Genomic DNA, 17406 nt, shown 5'->3' with positions numbered 1-17406 from the left:
CCCGGACGCCGCCCCACGGCTGCTCTCCTGGTACGATCACAACCGCCGCGACCTGCCCTGGCGCGCCAAGCCGGGGGAGGTCGCCGATCCCTACCGGGTCTGGCTGTCCGAGATCATGCTGCAACAGACCACGGTGCCCGCCGCGGCGCCCTACTTCCGCGCCTTCACGGAGCGCTGGCCGACGGTGCGCGATCTCGCGGCGGCACCGCTGGACGACGTGCTGGTGGCCTGGGCCGGGCTCGGCTACTACGCGCGGGCGCGCAACCTGCACAAATGCGCGCAGGTGGTGGCGACGGAGCGGGCCGGGCGCTTTCCCGACAAGGAGGTGGCCCTGCTGGAGTTGCCGGGCGTCGGCGCCTACACCGCAGCGGCGATCACCGCCATCGCCTTCGGCCACAAGGCGACGGTGGTGGACGGCAATGTGGAGCGGGTGGTTTCCCGGGTCTTCGCCGTCGAGGAACCGCTTCCCGGCGTGAAGCCCAAGCTGCGCGCGCTGGCCGCCCTCCTGACGCCGGACGAGCGGCCCGGCGACTACGCCCAGGCGATGATGGATCTCGGCGCCACGGTCTGCACGCCGCGCAAGCCGAAATGCATGCTTTGCCCCTGGTCGGACTGGTGCGCCGCCCGCGCCGCCGGCATCCAGGAGCAGCTTCCCCGCAAGGCCGCCAAGGCGGACAAGCCGACCCGGCGCGGCGTCGCCTTCTGGCTGCTGAACCCGGAGGGGGCCGTGCTGCTGCGCCGCCGGGCGGAGGAGGGGCTGCTGGGCGGCATGACCGAGGTGCCCTCCACCCCCTGGGCCGGCCACGCGCCGACCGATGCCGAGATCGCGGCGGCGGCCCCGCTGGATTTGTCCTGGCGCCGCCTGCCGGGCGCGGTCCGCCATACTTTCAGCCATTTTCACCTCGACCTTGAGGTGGTCGCGGCCAGGGCCGGCGACGGCTGGCGGATGGCCGAGGGGCTGTGGGTTCCGGTGGACCGGCTGGGCGGGCAGGCTCTTCCCTCCGTCATGATGAAGGTGGTGCGCCACGCCCTGGCTCACGCGTAAACGGGGCGCACGCATAGACGGAAGGTGGACGGAGCGAGATGAGGCGGCGGACGATCCTGGCCCTGTCGGCCTTCCTGGCCGGCGCGTGGCTTGCCGGGCCCCTGCGGGCGGAGGCGCCCCAACGGGCGGAGCCCAAGGCGAAGAAGGCACCGGTCCCCGCCGGGCGCCGCGTCGCCCTGGAACTGGTTCTGGCCGTCGACGGATCGGCCTCCATCACCGACGGGGACCTGGAGTTCCAGCTGCAGGGCCACGCCGCGGCCTTCCGCGATCCGGACGTCCGCGACGCGGTGACCGCGGGTGGAGTCGCGGCGACCCTGGTGGTCTTCTCCGGCCCGCACAGCCTGCGCGTTCTGGTGCCCTGGACTCCGCTGACCAGCGCGGAGGAGGTCGCCGCCTTCGCGAACCGGATCGACGAGGCACCGCGCGGCTTCCAGGGGGATTCGACGGCGCTGGGCAGCGCCATCGAGGAGTCGGCGAAGCTGTTCGCCGGCAACGGATTCGACGCCGCGCGCAAGGTCATCGACATCGTGTCGAACGGTTTCTCCAACAGCGGCCCGGACCCCGCGGGAGTCCGCGACCGGGTCGAGCGGCAGGGGATCACCATCAACGCCCTGGCCATCCTCGACGAGTTTCCGTGGCTTGAAGAGTACTACCAGGAAAACGTCGTTGGCGGCATGAATGGATTCGTGAAGACGGCGATGGACCGTGAAAGCTTCGTCGAGGCGCTCCGGCAAAAGCTCATCCAGGAAATCGCCGGTCTTCCGGTGCCGCGCTCGGTTATCACTGCAGCTAATTTTTGAGAGCCGCCGCTCGACGGGCCGAAGTTTGGAAATTCGTCTGGAGAAATGAAGCCGGATCGAGCTACTTTACCGTAACGTGCGAAAGATGCCGGCAACGCTTCTCTTGAAGTGTTTTCGGACGCGCGGTGCGTTTTGAATGGTGCTCTGGAACGGTGGGATGGACGATCGGAAGCCGGTGAGGCCGGGTGACGTCGCGGTAGCGGACATCGTGGCGGCGGCCGGCGCGGTGGTCACCGGAAACGCCGTCGCCCATGGTGTGGCTCCCCAATCTGACGTTCCGACAACTGGGGTGGCCAACCGCTCCGGGCGCAAGCCCCGTCTGCAGGTTGTGGCCCTGCTGCTGGCCGCCGCCGTCGTCCTGGTGCTGGGCACGTTGACGGCGGTGGTCGGGTCGGCTTTCCTCGGCATCGTCGGAATCGCGGAGGAGGCGCGCGTCGTCACCGTGCCGCGCGTCGGCGCCCAGCATCGCGACGCTCTGACCGCCGCCGAACTGAGCCGGTTGGCCGAGGTGATCGTCAACAGCCGCGACCGCGACCGCCGCGCCGCCGCCTTGGACGAGGCGGAGGCGCTGGCCAGCCGTTTCGCCCAGGTGGTCGACGACGGTGTTTTGGACAAGCTCGACCGCGCGCTGAACGCCGTGCGGCGCAGCAACCATCGCGCCGACCTGATCGACTCGCTGTCCGCCAGCATCCGCGAGCAGATGGCCGGGGTGGACGACGCGCTGGCCGGCGCCACCGCTTTGCTGGCGGAGCCGGACAAGGCCGTCCAGGACTACGCCTTCCTCAGCAACCTCTACCATCTGCGTCGGCTCTACGGGCAGGCGGCGGCCAGCGAAACGGCGGAGCAGCTCGCGCTGGTGGACAGCGAGGTCACGGAACGGCTGCGCAACCAGCAGGCCCTGCTGGGCAGCCTTTCCAGCATGAGGACGGGGCCGGCGGTTCAGCCCAACCGGCTCTCCATTTATCTGGACCGCTTCACGGCTGCGCGCACGGTGGTCGACCTGCAGCGCGGGCGCCTGTCGGTGCTGGTCCAGGTCCGGCAGGACGGCGACCTCGTCAATCGCCAACTGAAGTCGCTGGCCGACAGTCTGTCCAGCGACGCCACCACCACCACCCTGCTGATGACGGACCGCATCGTTGCGGACGGCTGGCGCGGGTTGTGGACGGGGGTGGCGGGGATTGCCGCGGCCATCCTGCTGTCGGGGTTCGTGACGGCGCTTCTGCGCCGCCATGTGGTGGCGCCGGTGCTGCGCGTCAGCGACGCGCTGCACGCCTTGCGGAGGAACCCGCAGGCGGTGGCCCTGCCGCCGGCCTCGCTGGAGGAGTTCGACCGCATCGGTGCTGCGGTGGAGCGGTTTGCCGAGGCGATCGGCGCGCTGCACCGACAATCCGCGGCTTTGCAGGCGAGCGAGGGGCGGCTGAACGTCATTCTGCAATCCTCGCCCTTTCCCATCGTCATCGCGCGGGGCAGCGACGGACGCATCCTGTTCGCCAACGCTTCCGCCGCGGAGCTTCTTGAAACCACCAGCACCGCCCTGCTGGCGCGCGCGATGCCTGATTTCCTGGAGGCGTCGGCCGATTGGCAGGGATTCGCCGACGGTGCGTTCCGCCGTGGGCGGCGGCCGGATGTCGAGACGCGGCTGAGAACCGCCGAGGGGCGCCCGTTCTGGGGCGTGTTGTCGGCGGTGGCGATGGATCACGACGGCGTCGAGGCCTTGTTCCTGGCTCTTCACGACATTTCCGCGCGCAAATACGCCGAGAAGGCGCTGGTCGCCGCGAAAGAGGCGGCGGAGCGCGCGCTGCATGATCTCCGGCAGACGCAAAGGAGCCTTGTCCAGGCGGAGAAGCTGGCGTCTCTGGGGGCGCTGGTGGCCGGAGTGGCGCATGAGATCAACACCCCCGTGGGGGTCGGCGTGACCGCCGCCAGCCATCTTTGCGAACAGGCGCGGCAGTTCAAGGCCGGCCTGGCGGATGGACAACTGCGCCGCCGCGACCTGGAGGAGTTCGTGGACCGGGTCGAGGAAGGTGGCTCCATCATCCTGGGCAACCTGGAGCGCGCCTGCACGCTGGTGCAAAGCTTCAAGCAGGTCGCCGTGGACCAGACATCAGAGGTGCTGCGGCCCTTCGAACTGCGCGGCTATCTGGACGGCGTTCTGGGCAGCCTGGCCCCGCAGCTGAAAGGCACCGGGCATCGGGTGACACTGGACTGTCCGGACGGGCTGGTCATGGACAGTTATCCGGGCGCCCTGTCGCAGGTCGTGTCGAATCTGGTCATCAACGCGTTGCTGCACGCCTTCCGGCCCGACGTGCCGGGCACCATCGCCATCACGGCGCGCACCGACGGACCGCTCCCGGCCGGCGCAACGTCCCTCGTCCTGGACGTGGCCGACGATGGCCGCGGCATTCCGCCGGACCACATCGAGCGCATCTTCGAGCCCTTCTTCACCACGCGCCGCGCCGAAGGCGGCAGCGGGCTCGGCCTGCACATCGTCCACAACATCGTCACGGGGACTCTCGGCGGGCGCATCGCCGTGGCGTCGCAGCCAGGGGCCGGCTGTCGCTTCACCCTCCACCTGCCGCTGACCGCGTCACCGAAGGCGCCGCCTGCCGTGACGGCCAGCCGCGTCGCGGCGGTGCAGAGGGAACCGGCTTGACGGGTCAGGCCCGGGCGCGTTCGATCTCGACTCCGACGCTGGCGGCGTCCGGAAACACGTCCAGCTTCTCCACCCGTACCTTGACGCTGGCGATGCGCTCGTCGGACAGGCAGCGCTCGGCGATCCGCTCGGCCAGCGTTTCGATCAGGGTGACGTGGCCCTGGCTGACCAATCCCTTCACCACCGCCGCCATGTCCTCGCCGGTGACGCCGGGGGCGGCGACATCCAGGTCGAGGCTCAGGCGGATGCGCTGCGGCTTGATCCGTTCGTGGGCATAGACGCCGATCAGCGCATCCATGACCAGATCGCGCACGAAGCAACGGGTGGAAAGCGCCGCCGGGGCCGAACGGGGCGCCGGAGCGGTGACGGTGGCGAAGAGCTTGTTCATGGCGCACACGCCTATCACGCCGTCCCCGTCCTGCCAAGGCATGCGGGCGGCGCTCGATGTAGGGCTCCGATGCCGAATGCGCGGGCACGGGGCGGCGTTCATGGCCGCCCCGTGCCGGATCCGGCGGCGAAGGTCAGGCGGAGGCTTCGGAGCGGATGCGCTCACGCAGCACGTCGATGGGGCGCAGGTCGCCGCCGTCCTCATAGTGCCAGAAGGTCCAGCCGTTGCAGGCCGGAAGGCCGGCCATGGCGGCCCCAACCTGATGGATGGAGCCGCGATGCTCGCCACGCGGGCCCGCCCCGATCAGCGTGCCGTCGGCGCGCACGCGGGCGACCACGCGGCGGCGCAGGTCGAACAGCGACGTGCCGGGGCGCAGCAGGCCGCGCTCCACCACCCAGCCGAAGGGAATGCGCGGCGCCGACCGCTTCGGCGGCGTGTCGAGGACGGCGGCGTCGGGCGCCTCCTCCACCGCCTCGATGCGGGCGGTGGCCGCCTTGGCGTAGGTCGGGTCGCGTTCCAGCCCGATCCAGTTGCGGCCCAGCCGCTTCGCCACCGCACCCGTGGTGCCGGTGCCGAAGAAGGGGTCCAGCACCGTGTCGCCGGGGCGGGAGGAGGACAGGATGACGCGGTAGAGAAGCGATTCCGGCTTCTGCGTCGGGTGGGCCTTGCGGCCGTCCTCGTCGCGCAGGCGCTCCGCGCCGTTGCAGATCGGCAGCAGCCAGTCGCTGCGCATCTGCAGGTCGTCGTTCAGCGCCTTCATGGCGTCGTAGTTGAAACGGTAGCGGGCGTCCTTCTCGCGCGAGGCCCAGATCATGGTCTCATGCGCGTTGGCGAAACGCGTGCCGCGGAAGTTGGGCATCGGGTTGGTCTTGCGCCACACGATGTCGTTCAGAATCCAGAAGCCCAGATTCTGCAGCGTGGCGCCGACACGGAAGATGTTGTGGTAGCTGCCGATCACCCACAACGATCCCTCGGGCTTCAGGATGCGGCGGGCCGCGGCGAGCCAGTCCCGCGTGAAGCGGTCGTAGGTCTCGAAATCTTCGAACTTGTCCCAGTCCTCTTCCACTCCGTCAACACGCGAGTGGTTCGGGCGCAAGAGTTCGCCCCCCAACTGGAGGTTATAAGGCGGATCGGCAAAGACAAGGTCCACCGATTCAGCCGGCATTTCATTCATGAGGGCGATGCAATCGCCCACGAGAATTTTGTTCAGGGGGAGCATTGACGAAACCAAAACAGCGAATCAGTCGTTGGGACAATGATTCGCCGCCGAGTCGCCGTCAACTGATTTCTTGCCCCGGAATCGCGGCGTTCAGCCGGCCCGCTCGATTTGGGCGCGGACTGGTGCAAAAGTGACTCGGTGGTGGGGCGTCACGCCGTGGCGGCGCAGCGCCTCCAGATGCTCCGGCGTCGGGTAGCCGGCGTTGCGGTCCCAGCCGTACTGCGGGTGAAGCTCCGCCAGCCGCATCATCTCGCGGTCGCGCGCCACCTTGGCGACGATGGAGGCCGCGGCGATCGACTGGCTGCGCCCGTCGCCCTTGACGATGGCCTCCATCAGGCAGGACAGGTCCGGCTTGAACTTGCCGTCGATCAGCGCGACGGCAGGCGGCTCGCCGGGCAGCGCCTCGTAGGCGCGCTTCATGGCCAGCAGCGTGGCCTTGTGGATGTTGAGCGCGTCGATCTCCGCCGCGGACGCCTCGGCCAGCGCGACGGCCAGGGCGTGGGCGCGGATCTCCGGCTCCAGCGCCTCGCGGGCGCGCAGGCTCAACGCCTTGCTGTCGTTGATGGCGCGGGCCAGCGCGTCGGGCAGGCCGCCCGCCGGCAGCACCACGGCGGCGGTGACCACGGGCCCGGCGAGCGGGCCGCGTCCCACCTCGTCGATGCCGCAGACCAGCCGTCCCTGGCCCAGCGCGATCTCGAAGGACAGGTCGGGCTGCGGGCGGGGGACTTTGACGCGGACGGCTTTGGCGGTGGTCTTGGGCATCATGGGGCGTTGGGTCTTGCGGGTTCGGCGTGGTGGGACAGGAGCCGTCCGCCGGACAACTGCTCGATGTAGATGCGCGTCAGCGAGCGCAGGATGGGCGGCATCGTCTCGATGGCTTTGGCGAACTGGTCCTTGCGGATGATTTCGCAGACCGTGGCCTCCAGCGCAACGACGGTGGCGGCGCGCGGCCGGTTGGCGAGGAGGGCCAACTCTCCGAAGATGCGCCCCGGCCCCAGCACGCCGAGGTCGGACCCGTCGCGCCGAACGCCGACCGAACCCGATTGGATCAGGTAGGCCGCCGTTCCCTCATCCCCCTGGCGGAAGAAGCTGTGGCCGCTGCGGAACATGCGACGGTCCGCCACCGTGGCAAAGGAGTCGGAGGAGCGGATTCCGGCGCCGCCCTCCTGCCGTTCGGGCTGGTACAGTCCATAGCTGCGGCGGATCGCGGCGATGAGGCTTTCCAGCAGATAGGAGGCCAGCGGCGGGCAGCGGCCGCGCAGCGCGCGGAAGGTCTCGCGCGACAGTTCCACCGTCTCGACGGGGGTCACGGCGCGCACCGTGGCGCTGCGCAGTCCGTCGTCCAGCAGCGCCATCTCCCCGACGATGGCGTTGGCGCCGACGGCGCCCAGGCGGCGCGGGCCGTCCGGGCCGTCCAGCAGAACCTCCAGCTCGCCCGACTGGATCAGCCAGGCGCAGTCCCCGGCCTCGCCCTGGCGGATCAGCACGGTGTCCGCGGCGATGCGCCGCGTGGGAAGGTCGGGTCCGCGTCTCGTCATCACCGGTTCCATCGCTCCGGGCCGGCCGCCCGTGTTTCATGGAGTTTAGCGCGAATGCCGATCTGCTTCAGGCAAATTTCCCATGGCCAATATCGGGGTGGCGGTGACGCTTGGCGGAGGGCGCCGGCTGCGCTATGCATGGCGCCCTCAAATCGAGAGGCCGGAAGTCATGACCACCACCGCCACCACCGAATGCCCCTGCCGCTCCGGCAAGCCCCTGGACTCCTGCTGCGGCCCCTATCTGGACGGCACCGCGCCGGCGCCCACCGCCGAAGCGCTGATGCGGTCGCGCTACTCGGCCTTCGCCTGCGGGAAGATCGACTATCTGCAGGAGACGCTGCTGCCGGAGACCCGCGAGGACTTCGACCGCAAGGAGATCGAGACCTGGGCCGCCAACAGCCAGTGGACCGGCCTGGAAGTCCGTGCCACCGAAGCCGGCCGGGCGGAGGACGAGGAGGGCGTGGTCGAGTTCGTCGCCCACTTCACCATGAACGGCAAGCCGCAGAAGCACCACGAGACCAGCCGCTTCGCCAAGCGGGACGGCCGCTGGTACTATGTGGACGGCACGCTGGGCGCCCGCCCGCGCAGCGGCCCCAAGGTCGGCCGGAACGATCCCTGCACCTGCGGCAGCGGCAAGAAGTACAAGAAGTGCTGCGGGGCGGCCTGAAGGCGTGGTCCTGAGGGGGCGCGCTTGACCGGCAATCCGCCGATTCTCGCAGCAATTGCGATATTTTTGGTCGCCCGGTGACCTCCGGGCGGCCTTAGGCCGGGTTTTTGCCGAATCTTTCTTTCCGGCGCGCGCGATCTCAATTGAAAAGCGCGGCGGAACGGATCATCTTCGGGGGGCCATGTTCCGCCGGTTGGGGCATGGCCTATCACGACAGATGAGACCACGTATGTTCGACCGTCCGCAGCGCAACAGCTTCCGCGCTCCCGAGATCACCCAGCGCAACATCCGCGCCACCGTCAAGTGGTTCAACGCGACCAAGGGCTTCGGCTTTGTCACGCCCGAAGACGGTTCGCCGGATGCCTTCCTGCATTCCACGGTTCTGCAGTTCTGCGGACACGACAGCCTGCCCGAGGGTGCCACCATCACCTGTGACCTGTCCCGCGGCCCGAAGGGCCCGCAGGTCGCCACCATCCACGACGTCGACACCTCGACCGCCAGCGAGTCCCCGCGCCCGGCGGCGCGCGCTCCCCGCAGCGACAGCTACGGCGGCGGCTACGGCGGTGGCAGCAGCTACGGCGGCGGCGCCGGCGGCGCTGAGGAGACGGTCGACGGCACCGTGAAGTGGTTCAACGTGTCGAAGGGCTTCGGCTTCATCGCCCCGTCGACCGGCGGCAAGGACATCTTCGTCCACATCCGCGCTCTGGAGCGTTCGGGCCTGGACGTGCTCGCCGACGGCGAGCAGGTGCGGGTGACCGTCCGCCAGGGCGTCAAGGGTCCGGAAGCGCAGCGCGTCGAAGTGGTCTGACGTCGAACAGCCGGGTGTGAGGGGGCGGGGCGGACCCATCCCCGCACGCCCGGTCGCGGAAGCAGCACCATTCCCTTCACCGTCGCGATCCCCTCACAGGGTCTGAGACGGTGCGCGGGGCACAAAGAAGAAGCCCGCCGTTCCATTGGAGCGGCGGGCTTTTTTGTTCGGCGTCGTTGAAGGGGTTGATTACGGACGCCCGATCAGCGTGCCCATCAGGCGGGTGCGGATGGCGGCGACGGCGCAGTCCAGCGGACGGTCGGCATCGGGCTTCGACGGGGCGGCGGCCACGTCCGGGCACAGATCCTCGATCCGCCAAGCGCGCGGCGGCGGCGGCGGGGTGGCGTGCGGGTCGCAGGTCGCCGGGTCGGGATGCGTTTCCTCGCTGTTGTCGTTGGCCGGCTTGATCTCCAGGTTCGGCGACACGCCGAAGCAGTCGACCAGCCCGCCCGACGGGCGGAAGTAGCGCGCGGTGGTCAGGCGGATGCCGATGTCGCCGGACAGCGACGAGATCGTCTGCACCGAGCCCTTTCCGTAGCTGCGCGTGCCGAACAGCAGTGCCCGGCTGTGGTCCTGAAGGGCGCCCGCCACGATCTCCGACGCCGAGGCCGACCCGCTGTTGATCAGCATGACGATGGGCAGCCCGGCCAGCAGGTCGCCCGGCGTGCCGGTGTAGCGGCGATTCTCGTCCGGGTCTCGGCCGCGCACCGACACGATGTCCACCGCTTCCAGGAAGCGGTCGGCGACGTTGACTGCTTGATCGAGCAGGCCGCCGGGGTTGTTGCGCAGATCCAGCACCGCGCCGGCCAGCCGGCCATGCGCCTGCCGGCGCATCTCCTCCACCGCGTCGTCCAGAGCGTGGGACGTCTGCTGGTTGAAGGCGGCGATGCGGATGTAGGCGACGTCGCCCTCCAGCCGGTAGCGCACGGGCTGGATCTTCACGATGGCGCGTGTCAGCGACACGCGGAACGGCGCGTCGGGACCGCTGTTCCCGCTGTTGCCGCCGTTGCGCCGCATGGTCAGGGCGACCGAGGTGCCGACCGGGCCGCGCATGCGGGCCACCGCGTCACGCAGGTTCATGCCCTTGACCTGCGCCTCGTCGATGCGGGCGATCAGGTCGCCGGTGCGCAGGCCGGCGCGGGCGGCGGGGGAGCCGTCGATGGGGGACACGACGCGGATCAGGCCGCTGTCCTCGTCCATCGTCACCTCGATGCCCAGCCCGCCGAACTCGCCCTGGGTCTGCTCCCGCATGTAGCGGAAATGCTCCGAGTCGAGAAAGGCCGAGTAGGGGTCGAGGGAGGTCAGCATCGCGTCCAGAGCCGCCTCGGTCAGCGCCCGGTCGGTCGCCCCCGGCTCCTCCTTCTTCTTCTTCTGGAGGCCGGCGACGGCCTTTTCGACCAGCGCCTGCGGCGTGCCCGGCTTCACATGCTCGGCCAGCACGCGGCGCAGGACGTCGGAGAAGAGGAGATAGTTGCGGTCCGCCGGGGAGGGGAGGGAAGAGGTGCCCTTGGTCTTCGCAAATTCCTGCCGGTAATGATCCAGCGCGATGCTGGTGTCCGCGCGGGAGGCTGGCACCACCGCGCAGGCGGGTCCCATCGCCACCATCAGCAGCAACAGCGCCGCCAGCAGTTTCGCCATCCTGCGCCCCTCTTGACTGACCGGCCCGGCCGGCGGAATCAAAGCCATCAACGCGACTGCAAGCCTTATTGTACCAAGGGTTTTGCCTGCCGGACGCCCAAGGCCGGTGCATGTGTGCGTTTGTACGGCGGAACATGGCCTTCCGGCCGGTTCCGCCGGTCGTCCATTCGCAACCTAGCACGTTGACCGGGCAATCTCAAATCCTGCCCCCTGATGCCGCGGGACCCGTCGCCTCGCGCTGGATAGGATATATGTCTCCGCCCGTCGCGCCGCCACTCTCCGGGCGGGGGAGAGCGCCGGCGCGGGGATTCTACGCCTTAATAGGCACCTTTTCCGCTGAGCATCACGCCGACCGTGCGCAGCAGGATGCGGAAGTCGCCCCACAGGCTCCAACCCAGCAGGTAGGCGGTGTCCAGCTGGACGCGCCGGCCATAGTCGACGTCGTTGCGGCCGCTGACCTGCCACAGCCCGGTCAGGCCGGGACGGCAGCGCGTGTAGAAGGGGAAGCAGACGTGATAGCGCGCCACCTCCTCCTGCACGATGGGGCGCGGGCCGACCAGGCTCATGTCGCCGGTCAGGACGTTGAAGAGCTGCGGCAGTTCATCCAGGCTGGTGCGGCGCAGGAAGCGGCCGATCCAGGTAATGCGGGGATCGTTGCGCAGCTTGCGCGTGGCCTCCCACTCGGCGCGGGCCTCCGGGTCTGATTCGATCAGCTTCTCGAAGACCTCCGGCGCGTTGACCACCATGGAGCGGAATTTCAAGCAGGTGAAGTCACGGCCTTCCGTCCCGATGCGCCGGTGGCCGAACACCGCAGGGCCTCCGTCCAGCGTGATCAGAAGCCCGACGATCAGCATCAGCGGTCCGAAGAACAGAATCAGCCCGACCGCTCCCACGAGGTCGAAGGCGCGTTTCACCCGGTTGCGGTGCAGCGGTTCGGTGGCCGGCAAGCGCGCGACCAAGTCCGCGGCGGACGCCGTGCCGGCGAGCGTCGCCGGCTCCAGCGGTGCAGCACCCAACTGGATGGACTGCGGAATACCCATCGATCCCCCGTACTCACAATTCGGCTGGCGGAAACACGACCGCCTTCCGGGGGAGGCAACGCGCGAGGCGCGTCCGGGGTCCCCCGGCTGGTCCGATCCGCCGCAGTTCCATTGCGGTACGCCGGGTGGTGGGAATGGGGCCGACGGGGTGCCCCTTTCGGTGGAAGCGGAGGCTCAGCAGATGCGGGGAAGCTGCTCCCCGGACAGCCAGTCGACGATGCGCTTGCCGCCGAAGCGGGTCTCCATCTGCACGAAGCGATGGGAATCCTCGACCACCGCGCCGATGACGGCGGCCTCGGCGCCCAGCGGATGGGAGCGCATGGCCGCCAGCAGGCGGTCGGCGTCCTCCGCCGCGCAGATGGCGATCAGCTTGCCCTCGTTGGCGACATAGAGCGGGTCGAGCCCCAGCAGTTCGCAGGCCGCCGCGACCTCCGCCTTCAGCGGGATGGCGGCCTCGCGCAGCAGCATGCCGACTCCCGACTGGTGGGCGATCTCGTTCAGCGTCGTCGCCAGCCCGCCGCGGGTCGGGTCGCGCAGCACATGCACGTCCGGCACCGCCCCGACCATGCCGGCGACCAACCCGTGCAACGCCGCGCTGTCCGAGCGGATGTCGGTCTCGAAGCTGAGATTCTCGCGGGTGGACATGATGGCGACGCCGTGATCGCCCATGGTGCCGCTGACCAGGATCGCGTCGCCGGGCCGCGCCCGCTCGCCGGACGGGGCCACGCCGGGGGGCACCACGCCGATGCCGGTGGTGGTGATGAAGACGCCGTCGCCCTTGCCGCGCTCCACCACCTTGGTGTCGCCGGTCACGATGGACACGCCAGCCTCGCGCGCGGCCTGGGCCATGCTGTCGACCAGCCTCTTCAGGTCGGCCAGTGGGAAGCCTTCCTCCAGGATGAAGCCGGCGGTCAGGTAGAGCGGCACCGCCCCGGCCATGGCGACGTCGTTCACCGTCCCGTGCACGGCCAGCGATCCGATGTCGCCGCCGGGAAAGAACAGGGGCGAGACGACGAAGCCGTCGGTCGTCACCACCATGCGCCCGGCGGGCGGGTCGAAGGCCGCCTGATCGTTGCCCTGGTCGAGCAGGGGGTTGGCGAAGGCGGCGGCGAACAGTTCCCGCACCAGCTGGGCCATGGCCTTGCCGCCCGATCCGTGGCTCATGTCCACGGCGCCGCGGGCGAGGTCGAGCTTGCGCGTGAAGAGACGGCGGTCGGTCATGTCGGAGTCCTCAAAGTCAGGCGGCGTCCGAGGCGGGCGGCACGGTGCCGGTTTCGGCGAGCAGGACGAGCGTGCGCTCCGCCTCCTCCGGGTCGAGCCTGGATAGGGCGTAGCCGACATGGACGATCACATAGTCGCCGACCGTCACCCCCTCGACCAGAGCCAGGGAGCAGGCGACCTTCACCCCGCCCAGGCTGACGGTGGCGCGGTCGTCCTCCAGAAGCTCGATCACGCGGGCGGGAACGGCGAGGCACATCGGGGCGGTCCTTCCTGAAGCAAGCTCTGCATGGCGACCCAGGCCTGTCCCAGGCTGAGCCCGCCGTCGTTGGCCGGCGCTTGGCGCGGCAGCAGCGCGGCGACGCCGCGCGCCGCGAAGCCGGCGCTCAGCCCTTCCGCCAGGACGGCGTTCGTCAGGCAGCCGCCGGACAGGGCGATGCTGTCGAGGCCGCGCGCCGCCAACTCCGGCATGGCCCAATCGACCAGCGCCGCCACCAGGGTGCCATGGAACCGGTCGGCCCCCTCCTGCGCATTGATCTGCAACAAGCTTTCCAGCACGGGGCTGAGATCGAGCACGCCGCCGTCGATCCGCCAGCCGCCCTCCAGCACCGTGGGGCGGCGGACCAGCGATTCCAAGGCCATTGGCGCCTCCCCTTCGAATCCCGCGACCGCTCGCACGCCCAGCAGGCCGCAGGCGGCGTCGAACCAGCGCCCGCAGGAGCTGGTGGGCGGCGCGTTGACGCCGGCCTCGATCATCCGCCGCACGCCGTCCGCCGGGCCGCAGGCGGCGAAGCGCCCGGCGATCTCCGCGCCGCGCCCCATGCGGGCCAGCGCCGCCGCTCCCATCCGCCAGGGCTGGCGCGCCGCCACGTCACCGCCCGGCTGGGCCAGCGGCGCCAGATGGTCGAGGCGGGTGAAGCCGGCGCCGTCAACAAGGAGCATCTCCCCGCCCCAGGACCCACCGTCCTCTCCCAGTCCGAACCCGTCCAGCGCCAATCCGAGCGCCGGACCGTACATCCAGTGTTCGGCCAGCACCGCCGCGATGTGGGCGTGGTGATGCTGCACCGGCAGGGTCGGCAGGCCGAGCGATTCGGCCAAGCGCGTGCTCTGGAAATCGGGGTGGAGGTCGTGGGCGACGGCGACCGGCTCCACCGCCAGGATGCGGCGCAGATGGGCGATGCTCTCCTCCAGGAACGCCAGGGTCGCCGCGTTGTCGAGGTCGCCGTTGTGCTGGCTGAGGAAGGCTTCGTTGCCGCGGGTCAGGCAGACGGTGGCCTTCAGGTGCCCGCCGACCGCCAGCACCGGCGGTCCGGAGCGCGGCAGGCGGATCGGCGCCGGCACATGGCCGCGCCCCCGCCGCAGGAACGCCGGCGCGCCCGCCACCACCCGCATCACGCTGTCGTCGGCGCGGATCAGGATGTCGCGGTCATGGTCGACGATCAGGTCGGCGATGCCCTCCAGCCGTCGCCGGGCCTCGGCGTTGCCGATGGCGAGCGGCTCGCCGCCGAGGTTGGCGGAGGTCATGACCAGGGCGAGGTCCTGCGGCCGTTCCAGCCACGCCGTGCCGTCGGGGCGCCCGGCGGCCTCGTGGAACAGCAGATGATGGATCGGGGTGTAGGGCAGCATGATCCCCAGCCAGGCGAGGCCGGGGGCGATGGCGTCGGGAAGGGGCGGGGCGCCGTCCCGACGCCGCAACAGCACGATGGGCCGCGCCACCCCCTCCAGCAGTGTCCGCTCCGCCGCCCCGACCGCGACGAACCGATCCGCGGAGGCGGTGTTGGCGACCATCAGGGCGAAGGGCTTGCCGTTGCGCTGCTTGCGCGCGCGCAGCCGCTCCACCGCCGCCGCGTCGAACGCGTCGCAGGCGAGGTGGAAGCCGCCCAGGCCCTTGATGGCGACGATTCTTCCGCCGCGCAGTGCGGCCAGCACCTCCTCGATGGAGTGGGACAGACGTGGGCCGCAGGCCGGGCAGGCGGTCGGCTGGGCGTGGAAGCGGCGGTCTGCGGGGTCGGCGTATTCGGCGGCGCAGTCCGGGCAGAGGGGAAAGCCCGCCATGGCGGTCTGCGGCCGGTCGTAGGGCAGGGCGCGCGTGATGGTGAAGCGCGGTCCGCAATGGGTGCAGTTGAGAAACGGGTAACGGTAGCGCCGGTCCGCCGGGTCGAACAGCTCGGCCAGGCAGGCCGGACAGACGGCGGCGTCGGGGGCGACGCCGGTGGTCACGGCTCCGCGCTGCGAGGCCAGGATGGCGAAGCCCGCCTCGCCGGGCTGGGCGGGAATCGCGTCCGTCTCGATCGCGTCGATCCGCGCCAGCGGCGGGGCGTCTTCCGCGAGCGCCGTCAAAAAGCGCTCCAGAGCATCGCCCTGCACCTCCGCCAGCACCCCGGCCCCGTCGTTCAGCACCCAGCCGGTCAGGGCGAGGCGGTGCGCCAGCCCATGCAGGAAGGGCCGGAAGCCGACCCCCTGCACCTGCCCGCGGACCCGGAGGCGAAGCCGTTTCACCGCGCGGCGACCGCCACGCCCGCGCCGATCATCAACGTGCCGGCGCCATGGTTCAGCGCCTTCATGGCCCGTTCGCTGCGGAACAGATGACGGGCGCGCGACGCCGCCATGGCGTAGGTCAGCAGGACGGCGCTCAACACGCCCACCACGATGCCGGCCATCAGCACGGCGTCGGTGGCGGAGACGCGGGTCAGGTCCACGAAGGCGGGGAGAAAGGCCATGTAGAACAGGATGGTCTTCGGGTTGGAGAGGGTCAGGGCCAACCCGCTCGCAAAGCCCCGCAATTGTGCGCCTTCGGCCTCCGGCAGATGTCCACAGAGGGTGACGGGAGCGCGCCACGTGCGGATGCCCAGCCAAATCAGGTAACCGGCGGCGGCGAAGCGCAGCAGGGTGAACAACTCCTCGAAGGCGTGGGCGACGGCGGCCAGCCCACCAAGGGCGAGCGCCAGCAGCACGAGGTCTCCCACCACCATTCCGGCGAGGAAGCCCAGATTGCGCCGCCATCCCAGGGCGAGGGAGCGGGCGACCACGGCGAAGATGCCGGGTCCGGGGGTGGCCATGAAATACAAGCAGGCCCCGGCCATCAGAAGGAAATCGGCGGGGCTCATGCGCCGCGTCCCGCCACCGCCTTGGCGAGCCCCTCCGCGATCCAGCCGTACCAGTCCTCAAGCCCCTGGCCGGTGGTCGCGGATACCTCGATCACGCGCAGGTCGGGCTTGAGTTGCCGGGCGTAGGCGATCATGCGCGCCACGTCGAAGGTCAGGTGCGGCAGCAGGTCCACCTTGTTGACCAGGAGCAGGTCGGCGCCGGCGAACATCGCCGGGTATTTCAGGGGCTTGTCCTCCCCCTCCGTCACCGAGAGCACGACGACCTTGTGCGCCTCGCCAAGGTCGAAGCCGGCCGGGCAGACGAGGTTGCCGACATTCTCGATGAACAGCACGCTGCCCGTCTCCACCGGCAGGCGCCCCACCGCCTGGGTGACCATCTGGGCGTCGAGATGGCAGCCTTTGCCGGTGTTGACCTGAATGGCCGGCGTGCCGGTGGCGCGGATGCGGTCGGCGTCGAAGGAGGTCTGCTGATCGCCCTCGATCACCGCCATCGGAAAGCGGCCCTTCAGGTCGGTCAGCGTGCGGGTCAGGAGGGTCGTCTTGCCCGAACCGGGGCTGGACATCAGGTTCAGCACGAACACCGCCTTCGCCGCGAACAGCTGGCGGTTCACCGCGGCGAAGCTGTCGTTCTTGGCGAGGATGTCCTGTTCGATGGCGATCAGACGGGTCTGCGACAGGCCCGGCACCTCCGTCCCCGCCGGACCGCGGCCGAGGTCGATGGTCCCATGGTCATGCCCATGCCCATGCCCGTGGTCGTCGCCGTGGGTGTGCCGGTAGACCTTGCCGTCCGGGCCGACATGCTCGTGGCTGTGGTCGTGATGATGGTGGTGGTCATGATCATGATCGTGAGGATGGTCATGACCATGGTGGTGATGATGATGGCCGTGCGCGTGGCCGGCTTCGATTTTCGTTTCGCCTTCGGCGCAGCCGCAGACCGTGCACATCACTCCACCTCCAGTTCCTTGACGCGCATTTCCTCGCCGCCGGTCACCATCAGCTGGTGGCCGCCGCATTCCGGGCAGGGGGCCGACCGCTCGGGCAGCGGGACCGGCTTCTCGCAGGACAGGCAGAAGGCCTGACCGGGCGGGCGTTCGATGTCCAGCACGGCGCCTTCCGCGATGGTGCCGCGGCTGACCGCATCGAAGCCGAAGGCGATGGCTTCCGGTTCGACATGGGACAGGGTGCCGATGACCAGCCGCACCGTCTTCACCGTCGTGAATCCCTGGGCCGCGGCCTGATCGCGGATCACGTCGATGATGCCCTGGCTGAGCGCCAGCTCGTGCAT

At 69.9% G+C, this 17406-nt stretch carries 17 protein-coding genes; 5 read left to right on the top strand and 12 right to left on the bottom strand.

Annotated features, from left to right (window positions below; all coding sequences use genetic code 11):
* From mutY to GBZ26_RS05570, 3 genes are all read left to right on the top strand, one after another.
* Positions 1-1045 (top strand): A/G-specific adenine glycosylase (mutY, locus tag GBZ26_RS05580; RefSeq protein WP_174437981.1); only part of this gene is annotated, 1045 nt, incomplete at its 5' end.
* A 38-nt stretch (positions 1046-1083) separates the two neighbouring features.
* A complete protein-coding gene (locus GBZ26_RS05575; protein ID WP_174437980.1) occupies positions 1084-1845 on the top strand; it encodes a DUF1194 domain-containing protein in 762 nt (253 codons plus the stop codon).
* 157 nt (positions 1846-2002) lie between these two features.
* Positions 2003-4498 (top strand): sensor histidine kinase, encoded by a 2496-nt coding sequence (locus GBZ26_RS05570; protein ID WP_174437979.1) that lies wholly within the window; start codon positions 2003-2005, stop codon positions 4496-4498.
* Between the two features lie 4 nt (positions 4499-4502).
* Here the strand turns inward: GBZ26_RS05570 and GBZ26_RS05565 are convergent, their stop codons facing one another.
* The 4 genes from GBZ26_RS05565 to GBZ26_RS05550 form a co-directional block, all read right to left on the bottom strand.
* Positions 4503-4886 carry a dihydroneopterin aldolase gene (locus tag GBZ26_RS05565; RefSeq protein WP_246653798.1) on the bottom strand — a complete coding sequence of 128 codons (384 nt, stop codon included), beginning with the start codon at positions 4884-4886 and terminating at the stop codon, positions 4503-4505.
* A 133-nt stretch (positions 4887-5019) separates the two neighbouring features.
* Positions 5020-6105, bottom strand: a complete 1086-nt coding sequence (locus GBZ26_RS05560) for a site-specific DNA-methyltransferase (protein ID WP_041812428.1) — start codon at positions 6103-6105, stop codon at positions 5020-5022.
* Between the two features lie 90 nt (positions 6106-6195).
* Positions 6196-6870, bottom strand: a complete 675-nt coding sequence (locus GBZ26_RS05555) for a ribonuclease HII (RefSeq protein WP_174437978.1) — start codon at positions 6868-6870, stop codon at positions 6196-6198.
* The gene (locus GBZ26_RS05550) at positions 6867-7643 is read right to left on the bottom strand and encodes a cyclic nucleotide-binding domain-containing protein (RefSeq protein ID WP_246653797.1); all 777 of its coding nucleotides are present in this window, start codon (positions 7641-7643) and stop codon (positions 6867-6869) included. The genes GBZ26_RS05555 and GBZ26_RS05550 overlap by 4 nt, the downstream gene beginning before the upstream one ends.
* Before the next feature lie 169 nt (positions 7644-7812).
* Here GBZ26_RS05550 and GBZ26_RS05545 point away from each other — a divergent pair, with 169 nt between their 5' ends.
* On the top strand, positions 7813-8310 hold the full coding sequence (locus GBZ26_RS05545) for a YchJ family protein (protein ID WP_174437976.1): 498 nt from the start codon (positions 7813-7815) through the stop codon (positions 8308-8310).
* 229 nt (positions 8311-8539) lie between these two features.
* Positions 8540-9118, top strand: coding sequence for a cold-shock protein (locus GBZ26_RS05540; RefSeq protein WP_014198362.1), 579 nt, complete (start codon positions 8540-8542; stop codon positions 9116-9118).
* A gap of 189 nt (positions 9119-9307) precedes the next feature.
* Here the strand turns inward: GBZ26_RS05540 and GBZ26_RS05535 are convergent, their stop codons facing one another.
* From GBZ26_RS05535 to hypA, 8 genes are all read right to left on the bottom strand, one after another.
* Entirely contained in the window at positions 9308-10756 is a 1449-nt protein-coding gene (locus GBZ26_RS05535) for a S41 family peptidase (RefSeq protein WP_174437975.1), read from the bottom strand.
* Between the two features lie 317 nt (positions 10757-11073).
* A complete protein-coding gene (locus GBZ26_RS05530) occupies positions 11074-11796 on the bottom strand; it encodes a sugar transferase (protein WP_246653796.1) in 723 nt (240 codons plus the stop codon).
* A 174-nt stretch (positions 11797-11970) separates the two neighbouring features.
* On the bottom strand, positions 11971-13017 hold the full coding sequence (hypE, locus tag GBZ26_RS05525) for a hydrogenase expression/formation protein HypE (RefSeq protein WP_174437974.1): 1047 nt from the start codon (positions 13015-13017) through the stop codon (positions 11971-11973).
* Positions 13018-13033: 16 nt separating this feature from the next.
* Positions 13034-13273 (bottom strand): HypC/HybG/HupF family hydrogenase formation chaperone, encoded by a 240-nt coding sequence (locus GBZ26_RS05520; RefSeq protein WP_174437973.1) that lies wholly within the window; start codon positions 13271-13273, stop codon positions 13034-13036.
* Positions 13246-15513 (bottom strand): carbamoyltransferase HypF, encoded by a 2268-nt coding sequence (gene hypF, locus GBZ26_RS05515; RefSeq protein WP_174437972.1) that lies wholly within the window; start codon positions 15511-15513, stop codon positions 13246-13248. Before hypF ends, GBZ26_RS05520 begins: the two co-directional genes overlap by 28 nt.
* Positions 15510-16121: a LysE family translocator gene (locus tag GBZ26_RS05510; RefSeq protein ID WP_174437971.1), complete on the bottom strand. Its 612-nt coding sequence runs from the start codon at positions 16119-16121 to the stop codon at positions 15510-15512. The genes hypF and GBZ26_RS05510 overlap by 4 nt, the downstream gene beginning before the upstream one ends.
* Entirely contained in the window at positions 16118-17065 is a 948-nt protein-coding gene (hypB, locus tag GBZ26_RS05505) for a hydrogenase nickel incorporation protein HypB (RefSeq protein WP_174437970.1), read from the bottom strand. Before hypB ends, GBZ26_RS05510 begins: the two co-directional genes overlap by 4 nt.
* A complete protein-coding gene (gene hypA / locus GBZ26_RS05500; RefSeq protein WP_035678638.1) occupies positions 17065-17406 on the bottom strand; it encodes a hydrogenase maturation nickel metallochaperone HypA in 342 nt (113 codons plus the stop codon). Before hypA ends, hypB begins: the two co-directional genes overlap by 1 nt.

Source organism: Azospirillum formosense, assembly GCF_013340925.1.
Taxonomy (GTDB): Bacteria; Pseudomonadota; Alphaproteobacteria; order Azospirillales; family Azospirillaceae; genus Azospirillum; species Azospirillum formosense.
This window is presented reverse-complemented; position numbering and strand designations above follow the sequence as displayed.